Genomic DNA, 14,444 nt, shown 5'->3' with positions numbered 1-14,444 from the left:
TTCGACGCCTCCCTCCCGGCATCGCGATGCGAGCGGGGAATCACCGTACGGCACTTGACCCTAACAGTGTTAGGTGTGATACTGCATCCAGCTAGTCTAACGGCGTTAGGTTAACACAGTCGCCCCAACGCGAGGGTGGCAGCGGAGGAGATTGCTGATGCCCACACAGATGACTCGCAGAGAGTTTGTGACCACCACTGCGGTGCTGGGAGCGGCGGCTGCGGCGGGTGGCCTGACGGGTTGCGCTGCGAGCGTGGAGCAGGACAGCGCGCTGGTGCCTACGCCATCAACGAGTTACGGAGGAGGTCTGTCGGTGAGTAAGCGAGTGTTCGTCGGGTACGCCACAGGGACCGGGTCGACCGTGGGCGTCGCGGAGATGATCGGCGAGACGCTGGGCAAGCGTGGGTTCGACGTCGATGTGAAGCCGATGAAGGATCAGCCATCGCTCGATGGCTACGAGGCGGTCATACTGGGTAGCGCGGTCAACGGGGGGCATTGGCTGCCCGAGGCTGAAGCCTTCGTGGTGGCCAACGGCGACCCTCTGGGCAAGGTGCCTGTCGCGCTTTTCTGCGTCCACGCGATGAACACCGGACCGGAGGCGAAGAAGGTCGCCCGCCGGCAGGCGTACCTCGACAAGGTGCGCGAGACCGTGAAGCCCGTGGCCGAGGGCTACTTCGTCGGCGTCGGTCCGAACGACGCCGAATCGAACTGGTTCACGCGTACGATGTTCCGGACGTTCGGCGGGGATATCGAAGGCGATGGACGCGACTGGAACGCGATCAAGGCGTGGGCTGAGCAGGTGCCGGTGTAGGGAGAGAAGCCGGGCTGAGGGGTCACACTCGTGAGGAGCACGGAGTGAGTAGCACAGAGATCTTCGCCATCGTGTTCGCGCTTGCCACTTTAGTTGTTGTGACCTTTCAGCTGGCGCTGGCGTTCGGCGCTCCCTGGGGTGCTCTTGCGATGGGCGGTGCGTTCCCCGGCAGGTTCCCGCCCGCCATGCGGGTTGCGGCCGCGGTCCAGGCGGTCATTCTCGGGGTCGCTGCGCTTGCGATCCTCTCGGTTGCCGGGGTCTACGCAGCGCCCTGGGGCGCAACGCCCACGTGGATCGCTTGGACAGTCGCAGCGCTGCTCGGGGTTGGCCTCGTGATGAACCTCATCACCCCGAGCAAAGGCGAGCGGCGAATCTGGGTACCCGTGATCACGGTGATGCTCGTATGCTGCATCGTTGTCGCGGCCTTGAGCTAGTTGCTCGCCCCTGCCAGTGCGCGTTCGAGGCTGCTTGCGTCTGATTCGTTGAGCGACCACTGCGCTGCCAGCTCGGCGATGGGCTCCATATCCTCGAACCCTTGGGCATCGATGAGGAGGGCAGCGGCCCATTCCTGCCAAGGTACGGAGTTCTCCCAGATGCGGTCGAAGTGTTGGCGAAGCACCCGGCTGAAGTGGGGGTTGATGGCTTCGATTCCTCGAACCTCGTGCTCCTCGGCTTCCGCTGAAAGCCCCATCACCGCGCCGCGGTCATCCCACGTGTGGAATCGAAACGTCGACAGGACGACAGAAGAGCTCACGCGCACTTCGACGCCGTTCAGGTGCAGTTGGAACACAGCGCGCAGCAGACTCGGGTCGGTGGCCGTGATGCACCGGTACCGCACGCTGGGCTTGTAGAGGTGTTCAGTCCCGTTGTTGCCGATCGTCTCAAGGTCCGAGTTGGCCGTCCTGCTGATGAAGTCGAGACGACGGCCGGCTTCCAGTAGCGCACTGCGCTTCATGGCCACATAGGACTCTCGGCCCAGCTCCACCCGTGTCGTTTCCATCTCGCGCACGAGGTGGTTTCGTTCCTTACCTTCGCGAACGGCATTCACGAGGATGCTGATTTCGAGGACGATGACCGCCACCAACAGCGTCCATTCCCACGTGTGGATGAACTCGATGATTGCTCCCATGCGCGCTCCAAGCCGTTGATGATCAGCGTGAGCGCCTAGCCTATGCCTTCCCCGACGACGGTTGGTGAAAGGCGTGTATCAACCCCGTAAGGCCCCGCGTACTTCTGGGGAAACACCGTGTTGCAGGTGAATCCCCTAGCCGGGGGCGGGGAGGGTGCCGTGGCGCTAGATCGACTTGTGGCGCCCGCGCACGTGGTCCCATGCGCTGAGCGCTTTCAGTTGCTCGATCCGCGTACGCTGTGAGTCGAGCTCGTCAGCCAACCGGTCGGCCCGAGCGCGTTCGACTTCAAGCGTCTTCTGCTGCTCCTGGGCGATAGCGCGCTCCCATGCCACTTGGGCGAGCAGGTTGGCGCGGTCGGCCTCGAGCCGACTCACTCGGGCGAGCACGGCGTTCGACGGCACGTTGCCGTCCTCGGGCGCCAACTCCGGCAGCCCCGCCGGTTCGGCGGCCGCGGTCTTGACTGCGTGGAGCGCGCGCAGGGTCTCGATATCCGCGTCGGACAGCACGTAGCCGCTTCGCTTGCCGCCTGCGCGGCTCGGTGCGATGGCGCCCTCGGCGATGCGCGCCCGGATCCACTTGGTGGATACGCCGAGTGCCGCCGCGGCCTCTTTGGTGCTCGTTCCCTGTTTCGCCATGCTTCGCCGCCCCCTCTGCGTGACCCAACCGTTTCGATTGTAGCGCAAGCCCGTGCGCGTCTGTGGACCGTTTCGGGCACTGGCAAAAGGGGTGCGACGCAGGCTGCAGGGCTCGCGCGCACGTCGGAGGCGTGCTACACCGTAGTCATGACCACGAAAGGGAAAGAGGCCGCGCCCATGATGAACAGCCACGATGCAGCATCGCCGCCCACGGGCGTGGAGATCGAGCGCAAGTTCCTGCTGTTAAACGTGCCCGAGGAGGTGCTCGCCGCGCCTGGAGTGTCAGTGCGCCAGGGCTATCTGGTGGTGGGCACGCAGGAGGAGGCGCGGATCCGTCAGGCCGATGACGCGTATACCCTGACGGTCAAGTCGGGCGCGGGCATCCGGCGCGGCGAGTACGAGATCGCTCTTTCGCGCGAGCAGTTCGCATCGTTGTGGCCGGCGACCGAGGGCCGCCGCATCGAGAAGCGGCGTCACGCGGTGCCGCTGCCCGGGGACCTGGTTGCGGAAGTCGACCTGTACGATGGACCGCTTGCCGGGCTTGCCGTGGCTGAGGTCGAGTTCGTCTCGCTCGACAGGGCACGCGCGTTCGAGCCTCCGGGGTGGTTCGACGCGGATGTGACCGATGACGGGCGCTACAAGAATGCCGCTCTTGCTCGCGACGGTCGCCCCTCCTGAGGGTGGTCGGGCCCCAGCTCCGCCGAGCCTAGTGCTTTTTGGGGCGCGCGCAACTCGTGCCCCACGCCGCGCCGCGGTACACGTCGCCCGCGTAGAGCTCCTCAAGCATCTGGCGGATGCGCTTGCGGCGCGTGATCTCGCGGCGGGACTCCTGTATCCAGGAGACATAGCCGTTGCGTTGGTTATCGGGCCTGAGGGCGAAGGCATTGAGCAGCGACGCTGCCTCCAGGGCCTGCTGCATGTCCTCGGGCATCGGCAAGTCGGGTCGTTTGGCCACAGGCTCAAATCCTCTCGATGTTCGCTCGTGGCCCCATTGTGACGCTCATGGGCGATGCGCGCTCAGCCTGCGCGGAATCATCCCTAGGCGGCGAACCAGCTGCGGCGCCGGACCGATGAGGTAAGCAGCACTTGGCGGCCCGTGACCATCTCGAGTGCGGCCGCGTGGTTGATCGCGCGCGCTACGTCGCGGGTGGGATCGACGCCGTCGAACTCAAGGTGGAGGACCGTGTCGGTCCACGCCACGTGGACGCCCGAGACCGCACCGCGGGCAGCCAGCACGACCGCTTCGGCGACGCGAAGCACGGCGGCGATCCACATCACACGCGCCTGAGAGGCAGAATCGAGCATCTCCCACATGGCGGGGTCGGGCGCAAGGTCGCACGCGTACCACGCCGCCGCTTCAGCAACGATGCCCCCTTCCGGGTCGTTGTCATCGAGTCCGACATAGAACAGCACCCGCGAGCAAGAGCCCCATACGTCGAACGCGCGAATACAGGGCAGTCCGAATGCGGCGCGCTCAGCGGTCGCGGCGTGGCGCGGGTCGAGACCGTGAAGTGGTGCCAGGTGCTCGAACAGCTCTATGGCCAGTTGGGGGACCGCATGTTCGGGCAGTACGGGTGGCCTGAGTGCGGGGGTGACAGCGGTGGCGGTCAGCATGAGCGCTCTCCTTCGACGAAGGTGCCGATAGACGTTCGGTTCCCACGGCTGCGTCTCATGCTGCAACGTCTTCACGGGCATTCTTCAACGCCACGGCTCCAAGGGGAACCCCTCTTCGGAACAAGAAACAATCCTGATGCCGATTTGATACACCGCGTTAGCGGATTCACCTACCGTTCACGAGCGTGTCACTGATTCCTAACCGCCACCTCATGTCCGTGCAACCACGGCTGCCGTGGATTCGTGTGTACTACGAGTGGGCGCGATGCGCCTCTTTCGACTGCGAGAAAGGGGCTGGCACGTGGCGAGAACGGATCTGCACGTTCACTCCCGGCACTCGGACCGCCCGTCTGAGTGGTTCCTCAAGCGCATCGGCGCCGCCGAGTCCTACACGGAGCCCGAGGTGGTGTACGCCGCCGCCAAGGCCCGGGGGATGGACTTCGTCACCCTCACTGACCACAACAGCATCAACGGGGCGGTCGCGCTGAAACGGGCACACCCTCACGACGTATTCGTGGGGGTCGAGTCGACCGTCTACTTTCCCGAAGACGGCTGCAAGTTCCATCTGCTGATCTGGGGGCTCGACGAGGCGCAGTTCGACCGTGTCCAAGAGCTGCGCGAGGATGCGTATGCGCTGCGGGACTACCTGCGGGCGCAGAGCTTGGCACACTCGGTCGCGCATGCCACCTTCGCGGTGAATGAGCGCCTCACCGTGCACCATCTTGAGAAACTCGTCGTGCTGTTCGACTGCTTCGAGGTGGTCAACGGAGCGCGGACGCAGCGCCAGAACGATCTGTGGTGCCGCGCGCTGAGCAGTCTCACGCCCGAGAGCATGGCTCGCCTCGCGCGTGAGCATCATATCGAGCCGTTCGGCGAGCGTCCGTGGATCAAGGGGTTCACCGGCGGGTCGGACGACCATGCGGGGCTCCTCATCGGCCGCACCTGGACCGAGGCTCCCGCGTCCTCGCCCGAGGAGTTCCTCGCCCGCGTCGGGGCGCGCGAGACCCGGGCCGAGGGTCGACACAACGACTATCGGACGCTCGCCTTCTCCGTCTACAAGATCGCTTGCGACTTCTCGCAGGCGGGGCGCACGCCTGCCGCGCGTTCGCTCATGTCGACCGTTTCCCAGACGCTCTTCGCCGAGGCGCCCGCGAAGGTTCCGGGGCTGTCGCTCAAGGAGCGCGTAGCGGTGATGCGCATGCGCACGACGCCTCTGGGTGCCGCCGTGGCCGACCTCATCGAGGCCCTTCGGAGTCAGCGCGCCTCGTCACTCGACGAGCGCCTCGATCTCGCCTACGACCGCATGGCTCTTGTCGCCGACGAGCTCGTGCTCATGCTTCTGGAGTCGGCGAAGCGGCACATCGAGCAGGGTGATGTGCTTGCCTTGGTCCGAGATGTCTCTGCGGCTCTGCCGGCGGCGTTCGTCGCCGCGCCGTTCCTGACCACGATGAACGCGCTTCATCGAGGACGGGCACTGGCGGACGCGATTCGCGAGCGGTTCGCCGTGGGGCGATTGCAGCGGGACCGTCGCACGCTGTGGTTCTCGGACACGCTCGACGACCTCAACGGTGTCTCGGTGACGCTGCGCCAACTGTCGCATCAAGCGCGGTCGCGCGGCAGGAGCTTGGAGCTCGTGGGTTGCCTGGGCCCGGGTGCCGATGACGCCGGCGTTCTCGCCCTTCCGTGGATGATGGAGACGGGCCTGTCGTTCTACGAGCACCAGAAGGTGCGGGTTCCCTCTGTCCTGGGCGCGTTGCGCCTGATCCAGGAGTACGAACCGGATGAGATCGTCGTGTCGACGCCGGGGCCGGTAGGCCTCACGGGGCTGCTCGCCGCGCGTCTTCTCGACGTGCCCTGCCGCGCGGTGTTCCACACCGACTTCGGCGCCCAACTCGCGCGCATCGGTGGCGATGATGCCCCCGTCGCACTCGTCGACGCGTATGTGACGTGGTTCTACAACCAGTTCGACGAGGTGCTCGCCACGTCGTCGGAGTACGCAAGCCTCCTGCGGGACAGGGGTATTCCGGCGGAGAGGATCGGGCTGTTCCGTCGCGGGGTCGACACGCGACGCTTCGCACCGCGCCCGCACGCGCGCCGGATGGTGCGCCGCTTTCACGGGCTCGGCGACGGGCCGATCTACCTGTACGCGGGCCGGCTCTCGAAGGACAAGGACCTTGACCTCCTCGTTGACGCCCATGCGCTCGTGGCACGCGAAGTGCCCGATGCGACACTCGTGTTGGCCGGTGATGGACCCCACGCCGATCACCTCGCGGACCGCGCTCTGAGTACGCCCGGCGTGGTGCTGACGGGTCGTCTCGACCAGGCCGAACTGGCGAGGCTCTACGCGGCGGTCGACTTCCTTGTCTTCCCTAGCGTCACCGACACCTTCGGCATGGCGGTGCTCGAGGCCCAGGCGAGCGGTCTGCCGGCGCTCGTGAGTGCCTCGGGCGGGCCCAAGCAGGTCATCGTGCCCGGACGCAGCGGCTTCATCGTGGGCGATCAGAGCGCGGTGACCTGGGCCGAGGCGATCGCAAGCCTCGTTCAAGGCGTGCGCGAAGGTAGCGAAACGCACCGTAGCCTGAGCGCGGCCGCGCGCGAGAACGCCCTCCTCTACTCGTGGGATGAGGTGTTCGAGCAGCTGAAGGAGCCGACGGGTCCCGGCGACTGCGCGTCCGGTGGCAACGCTGTCAGCGGCGTTGGCGGAAAGCAGACACCGGAGCTCTCAAGCGTGTAGTGGCGCCCGTGTTGAGTTTCACACGCACTTCACAGACATGTCACCTGAGCTGCGGCAATGCTCGCGCAATCCGTCGAGGAGTGGTAAACCAGTAGTAGCGTATCTGACGACCCCCGACAGGGAAGGGGCGAACATGGCCGACACGAACGACACAAAAGCCATCGCGGAGAGGCTCTCTGCACTCGGCGCAAAACCACTCGCGAAGCCGTCAACCGATGCGAAGGAGCTGAAGGCGGACAAGGGAGAGGAGCCCAGCAAGAAGTCGAAGGGCAAGAAGTCGAAGGGCAAGAAGTCCGACAAGGCGAGCAAGAAGGCCGCGAAGTCGGACAAGAAAGGCAAAGACGCGAAGTCCGATAAGGCTGGCAAGAAGGCGGAGAAGATATCCGCGTCGGTGCCGCTTCCCGAGGCCGGCTACCCCAACCTCGTGCTCTGCGTCGTCGACGCCGTCTTCGTGCAGCGGGGGCGCCTCACGGCCACCGGACCGGTCTGTTCGCTCACCGCATACGGTGCGTCCAAGTCATGGCGCCCCACCGCATACGCGGCGAAGTTCACCACCACAGACCTCGTCGCGGGCTTGAAGGGCGTCACGGACGCGAAGCTTGCGAGCGACGTGTTCGGCAGCGACACCAAGGCGCTCGGTTGCCCCGACCTCACCAGAGCGCGGGTCGTTGTCGACCTGTGCCGCGGACTCGCCGAGGCGGGAGTGCTGACGAAAGCCGATGCGCGCGATCCGGAGAAGCGTGACGCGATCGCAGCGGTAGTGAAGGCCACCCGCGGTATCGCCGCAGCGGGAGAGGCGCGCCTCATGCAGTCGGTGGCGGAGTTCGACGCCGCAGGCGCACCGTGGCTGGCAGACTACTTCTCCGAAGTGCTCGGGCGCCAGGTGGCGGCAGAAGAGACGGACATGCTCCTCGATGCTGCCATCGTGCGGCTGGTGAAGACTACGCCGGGGCTGACCGCCCGGGACGCCGCGTTCGTCATCTGGCGGACCGCTGCGGGCTACTCGCCGACCTTCAGGTGTTTATGACGCAACGGCGTGCGGTGATGAGCACTTCAGGCATGCCCAGGGTGTGGCGCACGCGCACATCGGCGAATCCGGCCTCTTCGACCCAGCGCACGAGGGTCGCCTCGGGGTAGGCCTGGGTGTCATTGATGGCGAAGAAGAGCAGCTCGCTCCCGCCTCCGACTGCGCTCACACCCCCGCGGGATTCCTTGTGCGATGCGTCGAGGATGGCAACGGTGCCGCCCGGTGCGAGCGCGTCGTGGGCTCGCCGTACGACCGCAGCTGCCGTGGCGGTGTCGAAGATGTGAAGCAGGTTGAACAGCAGCACCACGTCGTGGTTCTCGCCCCACTCGGCGTCTGTCAGGTCGCCCGCTGAGAAGTCGATGCGGTCCGTGAGCCCCGCTTCAGCGACGAGACGTCGACCGACCACGGTGGCGGGTTCGAGATCGAGCACCGTTGCGTGCAGACCCGGGTGACGCCGACACATCGCCACCGAGAACGCCCCGTGGCCACCGCCGACGTCGAGGAGACGCCGGCCGCGGCCGACGTCGATCGAGCGGACCACCAAAGGGGCGGTCAGCGCCGCAGCCGCACCCAGGCCCTCAAGGTAGCGTGCCCAGAAAGCGGCGTCGCGTTCAGGACGGTGGAAGTCACGAGACCCGCCCTCTCGCACGCGTGTCTCGAGGTCTCCCAGCTCGTCCCACATCACGTCGAGAAGCCCCATCGGTCGCTTGAGCGAGACGCGGGAGTCTGAGAGCAGCCAGCGGCGCGCACCGCGGCGAAGCCGGTAGGAGCCGTTGCGCCGCTTGAGGTAGCCAAAGCCGGTGAGCGCGTTCGCGAGCGTCTGGACGCCGTGGGGGTCGCATTCGGTAGCCGCCGCCAGTTCGTCCGCAGTGCGCGGGCCGCTCGCGAGGGCGTCGAACAGCCCCACCTCGCTCGCGACGATCAGCGCGCGGCTCGACTCCATGCCCCAGAACGCGACGAGCAGTGGTGACGGCAGCCAGCCGACGGCCGCCAGGGCCCAGATGAGGGGATTCGCACTGGTCACTCCGAGTCGCACGACGCCTCCGGTTGCACCATCGCCCCGATTCCTGAGTCCGATGATAACCCGACGTCGGGCGTACGGCATTCAAACGAGTACTTGACACTCAAATGTGCGTTTGAGTAACCTGCACACCATGGACGTTATCACCCTTGAGGCACTTGCTGATGAACGTCGCCTGGCTATCGTCGAGCTCCTAGCCGACGGCGAGAAATGCCTGTGCGACGTATCAGATGCGCTCGACATCTCAAGCGCTCTTGCCTCGCACCACGTGAAGAAGCTGCGGGCGGCGGGCCTGGTGCTCACGGATCGACGGGGCGCATGGCTGCACTGCCGGCTCGACCCCGACAAGCTCGCGGGGCTGGCGAGCTCGCTCAATGCGCTGGCGAACCGCAGCAGCGAGTCAGTCGCGGGTCCCTGCTGCACTGCGAAGGAGTGGGAAGCCGATGAGTGAGTGTTGCGGACCCTCCCAGCCCTGCTGCGGTGGCACTCCGGCACTGGAGTACGAGTACGGGCCCGAGCCCTATGTCGACGGTACCGTCGACACGTTCGCCGGACCGGTCAAACGAGTCACGACAGAGCTCTCCTCAGAGGATCGACTCGGAGCGCTGCGCGTGCGCCTGGCTATCGCGCGCAACGACTACCGCGTCCGGCCGGCCCTCTACGCCATCGGGGCGCCGGACGACACCTCGCCGGTGCTCGTGACCGGCAACTACAAGCTCACCTTCGACACGTTGCGTGGCGAACTCGGCGGGCGTGATGTGTGGCTCCTTGTCATCGACTCGCGCGGGGTGAACGTGTGGTGCGCCGCGGGCAAGGGCGTCTTCTCGACCGCCGAAGTGGTACGCGGCATCCGTGACGCCAGGCTCGAGCAGACAGTGAGCCATACGCGAGTGGTGCTGCCGCAGCTCGGTGCGACGGGCGTTGCGGCCCACGAGGTCCGCGCCGCCACCGGGTTCTCGGCCGTCTGGGGACCCGTTCGCGCGGGCGACCTGCCCGCCTTCCTCGACGCCGGAATGAAGGCGACCCCGGCGATGCGCCGCGTGCACTTTGAGCTCAAGGACCGCGCACGGCTTGTTGGCGTGGAAGCCTCGGTTCTCTGGAGCCGCAGGTCGGTCATCGCGATAGGCGTGCTCGTTGCCGCCGCCTTCATCCTGCCTCGCCTTACCTCGCTGTCCGGCGAGATCTGGCTGCTCACCATGGCCGTCGGTGTGCTCGCGGTCCTCGCGGGTGCCGTCGTGATGCCGCTGCTTCTGCCGTGGCTTCCCGGTCGCACATTCGCGCTCAAGGGTGCGATCGCAGGCGCCCTGCTGCTGGCGGTGCTGCTCGCTGTCACGGTTGGTGCGCCTCTCGAGCTGTGGGCGTGGGGGCTGCTGTCGGTGGGCACCGCACTCGCCTCGTTCGTCGGCATGAACTTCACGGGGTCCTCGACGTACACCTCGCCGTCGGGCGTCGAGTGGGAGATGCGGCGCGCCATTCCCCTGCAGATCGCGGCGGCGTCCGTCGGGTTCGCGCTGTTCGTGGTGTCCCTCGTGATGGGTCAGGTGGGATGAGATGACCGAGATGCGCTACATCGACGACGTCGTCACGCTCGAGCTCGACGTCTCGCGCTGCAACGGCTGCACCCAGTGCACGCTCGTGTGCCCCCACGGGGTGTTCAGGATGCGAGACAAGCGCGCCGCGGTCGTCGACCGCAACCGCTGCATGGAGTGCGGAGCGTGCTCGCGCAACTGTGCTCAGGGAGCGATCTCACTTGAGCCCGGCGTCGGGTGCGCTGCTGCGATCATCAACGGCTGGCTGACCGGCTCGGAACCGAGCTGCGACTGCTGAGTGCCCCCGCACTCAGGACCCCGGGCCTTCTCGTTTGCTGCCGGGTGCCGCGCACGTAGGCAGGCGCAGGATGTAGACGGTCATCGCGCCGGCGATGACGACTAGGCCCACGTCGGCGGCCAGTAGCGGGACGAAGAAGTACGCGCTGAACAGCACGCTTGCCCACAGCGTCGTCAGCGCGACGAGCTTGGTCCGCGCCTGCAGGCCGCGACCCGCTTGGTAGTCCTCGATGTGACACCCCAGGGTCGGGTGCGTCACGAGCCAGCCGTGGAGTCTCTTCGAGCTGCGCATGAAGCAAGCCGCAGCCAACAGAATGAACGGAGCGGTGGGCAGCACCGGGATGAACATGCCCACGACCCCGAGCCCGAGGGCCAGCCACCCGCAAGCCAGAAGAAGATGTCGAGCGATGTGTCGCATGGACATAAGGTAGCGCTTGCGGCCGGGCGACGCGTTGACCCAGGTCAACGGGGAAGATACAGGCGAGGGCGCAGTTCCATCTGCAGCGGGCGTGACCTCACTGTCTCGGCGAGTGGGCGTGAAGGAGATGGGTTGGCGATGAACCCGAGTGATCGTGCTCTTCCCCAGGTGGATGTCCGCGTCTTGGGCAGCTTGCGTCCCTTTCGCACCGACCGTGGACTGCCCTACGAGTTCTCGCACGCTGTGCCCGCCGACGGCGTGGTTGCACGTCAGCTCGTCACCGAGTTCGGCTTACCCCTTGATCGCACGGAAGGCGTGTTCGTGAACCACGTGGTTCACGGGCTGGGTGTCCGGATCATGCCGGGGGACCGCATCGCGTTCTGCCCGAACGACACGCCGGGTCCGCACCGCTTCTTCCTGGGGTTGTTCAACGCGGGCAGAGACGACGACGCTTAGCCTTTGGCGCTCAAAGATGAAGCGCTACGGTTCCGGGTGCCCGAGCAGAATTCGAATCGCGGCGTGGGCCTGATGTGCGGCCGCGACCATGACGCGCGAGGCGAGAAGTGGCAGGCAGTCGCGCACGTCGCTCTCGAAGTCCCCCGCCAGGTAGTAGTTGTCGGCGATTCGCTCAGTGACGATTTCGTTGGCCGAGCCGAAGCCCGCGAGGCCTGATGCCCCCACGAGCGGCGTGTCGGGCAACTCGCCCGTGACCACGTTGGCGATCATCGCTTTGGTCTCGGCCCCGTCCACGGCCTCGATGATGACGTCGCAGCCGCAGACCAAGCCGACGAGCGAATCCGAGGTGGCGCACAGCGTATGGAGGTGCAACGTCAGGTCCTCCGCTATTCTCCCCAGAGTCTCCGCGAGCGCCTCGGTCTTGAACCTGCCCAGCTGGTCGCGGAAGAACAGCTGGCGGTTCAGGTTGCTCTCGTCCACCACGTCGAAATCGATGAGCGTCAGCTCTCGCACGCCTGCGCGGACGAGCATCTGGGCGGCGTTGCTGCCGAGCCCCCCGCAGCCCACCACCGCGACGTGACATGCGGCCAATCGCGCTCGGACCGCCGGGTCGTCGGTTGGGCCGACCGGCTTGCGGACATCCGTCATGCTAGCCCCCTGCGACCGGCGGGAAGATCGCGAGCCGGTCGCCTTCGTCAAGGACACGGTCCTCCTCGGCGTGACGCCCGTTCACGAAGATGATGCGTGGATCGTCCGGCAGTCCGAGCAGCGCGACCACGCTTCCGACCGTGGAGCCGTTCGCGAGTGCGAGAACGCGCGAACTCCGCCCGCCCTGGCCATCAGGTTGGTACTGCGACAGGTTCGCGAAGAGTGCCAGGTGGACGTTCATGCCGGTTGTCCTTGCGACTGGATCCGCGAGCCGAATCGCCCGCGCCACGCCGGATTGCGGCGGTGGCGCGGGCGAGGTGGCCCGAGTGCTACGAAAGCCCCATCTGAACTGCGGTCTCATCCACGAAGTCGAAGACGGCGTCGAGTTCCGCGTCCGTGACGGTGAACACCACGTTGTGCGGAGGGAGCTTCTCCTCCAAGAAGAACTTGGGAAGCCGATCGTCGGCTGCAGTGAAGCCGGCCTTGGCGTTGTACATCCGCTCCATGGTGAGCGTCTCGCGACCAAGCTGCATCAGATCGTTCGCGTCCCACTTCTCGCCGGTGTGTGCTTGGACCATGTCGTGAATGGCCACGAAGGCGTCCGGGATGTCGAGGACCGGGAACGCGACGAAGATGCACAGCCCGAGCGAGTCGAGCATCGCCGTTGCGATCTGCAGGTTCTTGGAGAGCTCGGCTTGGCCCTCGGTTCCGAGCGGGTCGACGGTGCCGCCGACGGCGAGGATGTTGGCCGTGATCGTGTAGCCGGCGGTGTGGTCGGCGCCCATGGTCGAGGTCGCGTAGGTGACGCCGATCCCCTGGATTGGACGCGGGTCGTAGGCAGGGAGTGCCTGATGCTTCACGACCGGGATGTTCGCCACGCCGAACTTGATGCCGGTGGCCTCAGCGCCGTCCCACAGGACGCGGAGTTCGCTTGAGGGGTCGAGGCCGGCTTTCAGCGCCACGAGGGCACCCTCAGCATCACCGAACTCAATCGCGCCTGACGCCATGTAGACGCCCATGGTCGCGCCCATCTCGATGGTGTCGAGACCGAGGTCGCCGCACGTGCGGTCAAGCTCCGCGATCCCGTCGAGGTCACCGATGCCACAGTCGGCACCGAACGCCCATGCGGTTTCATACTCCGGGCCCTTGGTCTTGTAATGGCCGTCTTTGTCCATCCAGTACCGTGAGCACTGGATGACACACCCGCTGTGGCAGCCGTGGCTCGCGTTGCCGCCGCGCGCCAGGATCGTGTCCCGCTGGGTCTCGCCACCGATGGCATCGGCGAACTCGAAGCTGCCCGCTGAGAAGTTGCGCGTGGGCAGGCCGCCGGCCTCGTTCAAGATGTTCGTGAGGACGTTCGTGCCGTACGTGGGAAGTCCGGTGCCAGAGACCGCGTGCTCTTTGAGCGCAGCGGTGAACCGCCTGCTGGCCGCTGTGAACGCTTCCTTGTCAGCGTGCTCAAGCGACGATGTGCCAGCGTACGAGATGACGATGCCCTTGAGCCCCTTGCTTCCCATGACCGCGCCCAGACCGCCGCGACCGGCGAACCGGTTCGGGTAGCCCTTAGGATCTGACACGGCGATTCCCGCGGCCTTGGCGAGCGCCTCGCCGGCCGCCCCGATCGAGATCGTTGCGAACTTGTCGCCGCTGGGGCGCATCGCGGCGATCTTGTCCGCGACCTCGTAGTTGCCCAGACCGGCCCAGTCGTCGACCCGCTCGAGCTTGGCCGAGCGGTCCGCTTCGATCACCAGTACGTAGCGCGCGGCCGGGTCGGATGGGATGCCCTCAACGACGACGGCTGAGAAGCCGATGCGCGCCATCGCGTGCGCGGCCTGGCCGCCGGAGTTCGACTCCTTGATGCCGCCCGTGAGCGGACTCTTCGCTCCGACGGAGAGGCGGCCTCCGTTGGGGGCGGTGGTTCCGCCGAGCGTGCCAGGCGCGAAGACGAGCTTGTTCGCGGGACCGAGCGCGTCGGAGTCCGCGGGGACTTCCTTGTAGATGATGGCGTCAGTGAGCGCCCGACCGCCGTAGTTCGCCCACTTTTCAGGAATCGGCTCCGTCGTAACCGACAGGTTGGCCATGTTGACGCGTAGCATTTCTCTCATGTGGTGCCTCCCCAGAAGA

At 66.3% G+C, this 14,444-nt stretch carries 18 protein-coding genes; 9 read left to right on the top strand and 9 right to left on the bottom strand.

What is annotated here, in order from left to right; translation table 11 throughout:
- Window positions 1-157: 157 nt before the first annotated feature.
- A complete protein-coding gene (locus U1E26_01125; protein MDZ4168244.1) occupies window positions 158-811 on the top strand; it encodes a flavodoxin domain-containing protein in 654 nt (217 codons plus the stop codon).
- Between the two features lie 44 nt (window positions 812-855).
- The gene (locus U1E26_01120) at window positions 856-1,245 is read left to right on the top strand and encodes a hypothetical protein (GenBank protein ID MDZ4168243.1); all 390 of its coding nucleotides are present in this window, start codon (window positions 856-858) and stop codon (window positions 1,243-1,245) included.
- Here the strand turns inward: U1E26_01120 and U1E26_01115 are convergent.
- The gene (locus U1E26_01115) at window positions 1,242-1,940 is read right to left on the bottom strand and encodes a hypothetical protein (GenBank protein ID MDZ4168242.1); all 699 of its coding nucleotides are present in this window, start codon (window positions 1,938-1,940) and stop codon (window positions 1,242-1,244) included. The two genes, U1E26_01120 and U1E26_01115, sit on opposite strands and share 4 nt — an antisense overlap.
- A gap of 165 nt (window positions 1,941-2,105) precedes the next feature.
- A complete protein-coding gene (locus tag U1E26_01110; GenBank protein MDZ4168241.1) occupies window positions 2,106-2,576 on the bottom strand; it encodes a hypothetical protein in 471 nt (156 codons plus the stop codon).
- Between the two features lie 177 nt (window positions 2,577-2,753).
- Between U1E26_01110 and U1E26_01105 the strand changes: the two genes are divergently transcribed.
- Window positions 2,754-3,254, top strand: coding sequence for a CYTH domain-containing protein (locus tag U1E26_01105; GenBank protein ID MDZ4168240.1), 501 nt, complete (start codon window positions 2,754-2,756; stop codon window positions 3,252-3,254).
- 28 nt (window positions 3,255-3,282) lie between these two features.
- Here the strand turns inward: U1E26_01105 and U1E26_01100 are convergent, their stop codons facing one another.
- Together U1E26_01100 and U1E26_01095 are read right to left on the bottom strand one after the other, a co-directional pair.
- On the bottom strand, window positions 3,283-3,531 hold the full coding sequence (locus U1E26_01100) for a YdeI/OmpD-associated family protein (GenBank protein MDZ4168239.1): 249 nt from the start codon (window positions 3,529-3,531) through the stop codon (window positions 3,283-3,285).
- 83 nt (window positions 3,532-3,614) lie between these two features.
- Window positions 3,615-4,190 (bottom strand): hypothetical protein, encoded by a 576-nt coding sequence (locus U1E26_01095; GenBank protein ID MDZ4168238.1) that lies wholly within the window; start codon window positions 4,188-4,190, stop codon window positions 3,615-3,617.
- A 301-nt stretch (window positions 4,191-4,491) separates the two neighbouring features.
- On the opposite strand from U1E26_01095, the gene U1E26_01090 reads away from it, so the two are divergent.
- Window positions 4,492-6,924 (top strand): glycosyltransferase, encoded by a 2,433-nt coding sequence (locus tag U1E26_01090; GenBank protein ID MDZ4168237.1) that lies wholly within the window; start codon window positions 4,492-4,494, stop codon window positions 6,922-6,924.
- Between the two features lie 133 nt (window positions 6,925-7,057).
- Complete coding sequence (locus U1E26_01085) at window positions 7,058-7,951, top strand: hypothetical protein (protein ID MDZ4168236.1); 894 nt, start codon at window positions 7,058-7,060, stop codon at window positions 7,949-7,951.
- Here U1E26_01085 and U1E26_01080 read toward each other — a convergent pair.
- Entirely contained in the window at window positions 7,938-8,987 is a 1,050-nt protein-coding gene (locus U1E26_01080) for a class I SAM-dependent methyltransferase (protein MDZ4168235.1), read from the bottom strand. The two genes, U1E26_01085 and U1E26_01080, sit on opposite strands and share 14 nt — an antisense overlap.
- Window positions 8,988-9,105: 118 nt before the next feature.
- Between U1E26_01080 and U1E26_01075 the strand changes: the two genes are divergently transcribed.
- The 3 genes from U1E26_01075 to hgcB are packed head-to-tail and all read left to right on the top strand — an operon-like array spanning window position 9,106 to window position 10,799.
- Window positions 9,106-9,423 carry a metalloregulator ArsR/SmtB family transcription factor gene (locus U1E26_01075; GenBank protein ID MDZ4168234.1) on the top strand — a complete coding sequence of 106 codons (318 nt, stop codon included), beginning with the start codon at window positions 9,106-9,108 and terminating at the stop codon, window positions 9,421-9,423.
- Window positions 9,416-10,522: a mercury methylation corrinoid protein HgcA gene (gene hgcA, locus U1E26_01070; protein ID MDZ4168233.1), complete on the top strand. Its 1,107-nt coding sequence runs from the start codon at window positions 9,416-9,418 to the stop codon at window positions 10,520-10,522. Before U1E26_01075 ends, hgcA begins: the two co-directional genes overlap by 8 nt.
- Before the next feature lies 1 nt (window position 10,523).
- Complete coding sequence (gene hgcB / locus U1E26_01065; protein MDZ4168232.1) at window positions 10,524-10,799, top strand: mercury methylation ferredoxin HgcB; 276 nt, start codon at window positions 10,524-10,526, stop codon at window positions 10,797-10,799.
- Between the two features lie 12 nt (window positions 10,800-10,811).
- Here hgcB and U1E26_01060 read toward each other — a convergent pair whose 3' ends face one another.
- Window positions 10,812-11,222, bottom strand: coding sequence for a YbaN family protein (locus U1E26_01060; GenBank protein MDZ4168231.1), 411 nt, complete (start codon window positions 11,220-11,222; stop codon window positions 10,812-10,814).
- Window positions 11,223-11,354: 132 nt separating this feature from the next.
- Here U1E26_01060 and U1E26_01055 point away from each other — a divergent pair, with 132 nt between their 5' ends.
- Complete coding sequence (locus U1E26_01055) at window positions 11,355-11,672, top strand: MoaD/ThiS family protein (protein MDZ4168230.1); 318 nt, start codon at window positions 11,355-11,357, stop codon at window positions 11,670-11,672.
- Window positions 11,673-11,696: 24 nt separating this feature from the next.
- Here U1E26_01055 and thiF read toward each other — a convergent pair whose 3' ends face one another.
- The 3 genes from thiF to U1E26_01040 form a co-directional block, all read right to left on the bottom strand.
- Entirely contained in the window at window positions 11,697-12,320 is a 624-nt protein-coding gene (gene thiF, locus U1E26_01050; GenBank protein ID MDZ4168229.1) for a sulfur carrier protein ThiS adenylyltransferase ThiF, read from the bottom strand.
- A gap of 1 nt (window position 12,321) precedes the next feature.
- Window positions 12,322-12,561 carry a MoaD/ThiS family protein gene (locus U1E26_01045; GenBank protein MDZ4168228.1) on the bottom strand — a complete coding sequence of 80 codons (240 nt, stop codon included), beginning with the start codon at window positions 12,559-12,561 and terminating at the stop codon, window positions 12,322-12,324.
- An 88-nt stretch (window positions 12,562-12,649) separates the two neighbouring features.
- Window positions 12,650-14,425, bottom strand: coding sequence for an aldehyde ferredoxin oxidoreductase C-terminal domain-containing protein (locus tag U1E26_01040; protein ID MDZ4168227.1), 1,776 nt, complete (start codon window positions 14,423-14,425; stop codon window positions 12,650-12,652).
- Between the last annotated feature and the right edge of the window lie 19 nt (window positions 14,426-14,444).

Source organism: Coriobacteriia bacterium (assembly GCA_034370385.1).
Classification (GTDB): domain Bacteria; phylum Actinomycetota; class Coriobacteriia; order Anaerosomatales; family PHET01; genus JAXMKZ01.
This window is presented reverse-complemented; position numbering and strand designations above follow the sequence as displayed.

What these genes read in the sequence shown, in the direction of transcription:
- U1E26_01125 (MDZ4168244.1), top strand. Translation starts at nt 158, where the DNA reads ATGCCCACACAGATGACTCGCAGAGAGTTTGTGACCACCACTGCGGTG.
- U1E26_01075 (MDZ4168234.1), top strand. Translation starts at nt 9,106, where the DNA reads ATGGACGTTATCACCCTTGAGGCACTTGCTGATGAACGTCGCCTGGCT.
- hgcB (MDZ4168232.1), top strand. Translation starts at nt 10,524, where the DNA reads ATGACCGAGATGCGCTACATCGACGACGTCGTCACGCTCGAGCTCGAC.
- U1E26_01055 (MDZ4168230.1), top strand. Translation starts at nt 11,355, where the DNA reads ATGAACCCGAGTGATCGTGCTCTTCCCCAGGTGGATGTCCGCGTCTTG.
- U1E26_01060 (MDZ4168231.1), bottom strand. Translation starts at nt 11,222, where the DNA reads ATGTCCATGCGACACATCGCTCGACATCTTCTTCTGGCTTGCGGGTGG.
- U1E26_01040 (MDZ4168227.1), bottom strand. Translation starts at nt 14,425, where the DNA reads ATGAGAGAAATGCTACGCGTCAACATGGCCAACCTGTCGGTTACGACG.
- U1E26_01105 (MDZ4168240.1), top strand. Translation starts at nt 2,754, where the DNA reads ATGATGAACAGCCACGATGCAGCATCGCCGCCCACGGGCGTGGAGATC.
- U1E26_01110 (MDZ4168241.1), bottom strand. Translation starts at nt 2,576, where the DNA reads ATGGCGAAACAGGGAACGAGCACCAAAGAGGCCGCGGCGGCACTCGGC.
- U1E26_01095 (MDZ4168238.1), bottom strand. Translation starts at nt 4,190, where the DNA reads ATGCTGACCGCCACCGCTGTCACCCCCGCACTCAGGCCACCCGTACTG.
- hgcA (MDZ4168233.1), top strand. Translation starts at nt 9,416, where the DNA reads ATGAGTGAGTGTTGCGGACCCTCCCAGCCCTGCTGCGGTGGCACTCCG.
- U1E26_01085 (MDZ4168236.1), top strand. Translation starts at nt 7,058, where the DNA reads ATGGCCGACACGAACGACACAAAAGCCATCGCGGAGAGGCTCTCTGCA.
- U1E26_01045 (MDZ4168228.1), bottom strand. Translation starts at nt 12,561, where the DNA reads ATGAACGTCCACCTGGCACTCTTCGCGAACCTGTCGCAGTACCAACCT.
- thiF (MDZ4168229.1), bottom strand. Translation starts at nt 12,320, where the DNA reads ATGACGGATGTCCGCAAGCCGGTCGGCCCAACCGACGACCCGGCGGTC.
- U1E26_01115 (MDZ4168242.1), bottom strand. Translation starts at nt 1,940, where the DNA reads ATGGGAGCAATCATCGAGTTCATCCACACGTGGGAATGGACGCTGTTG.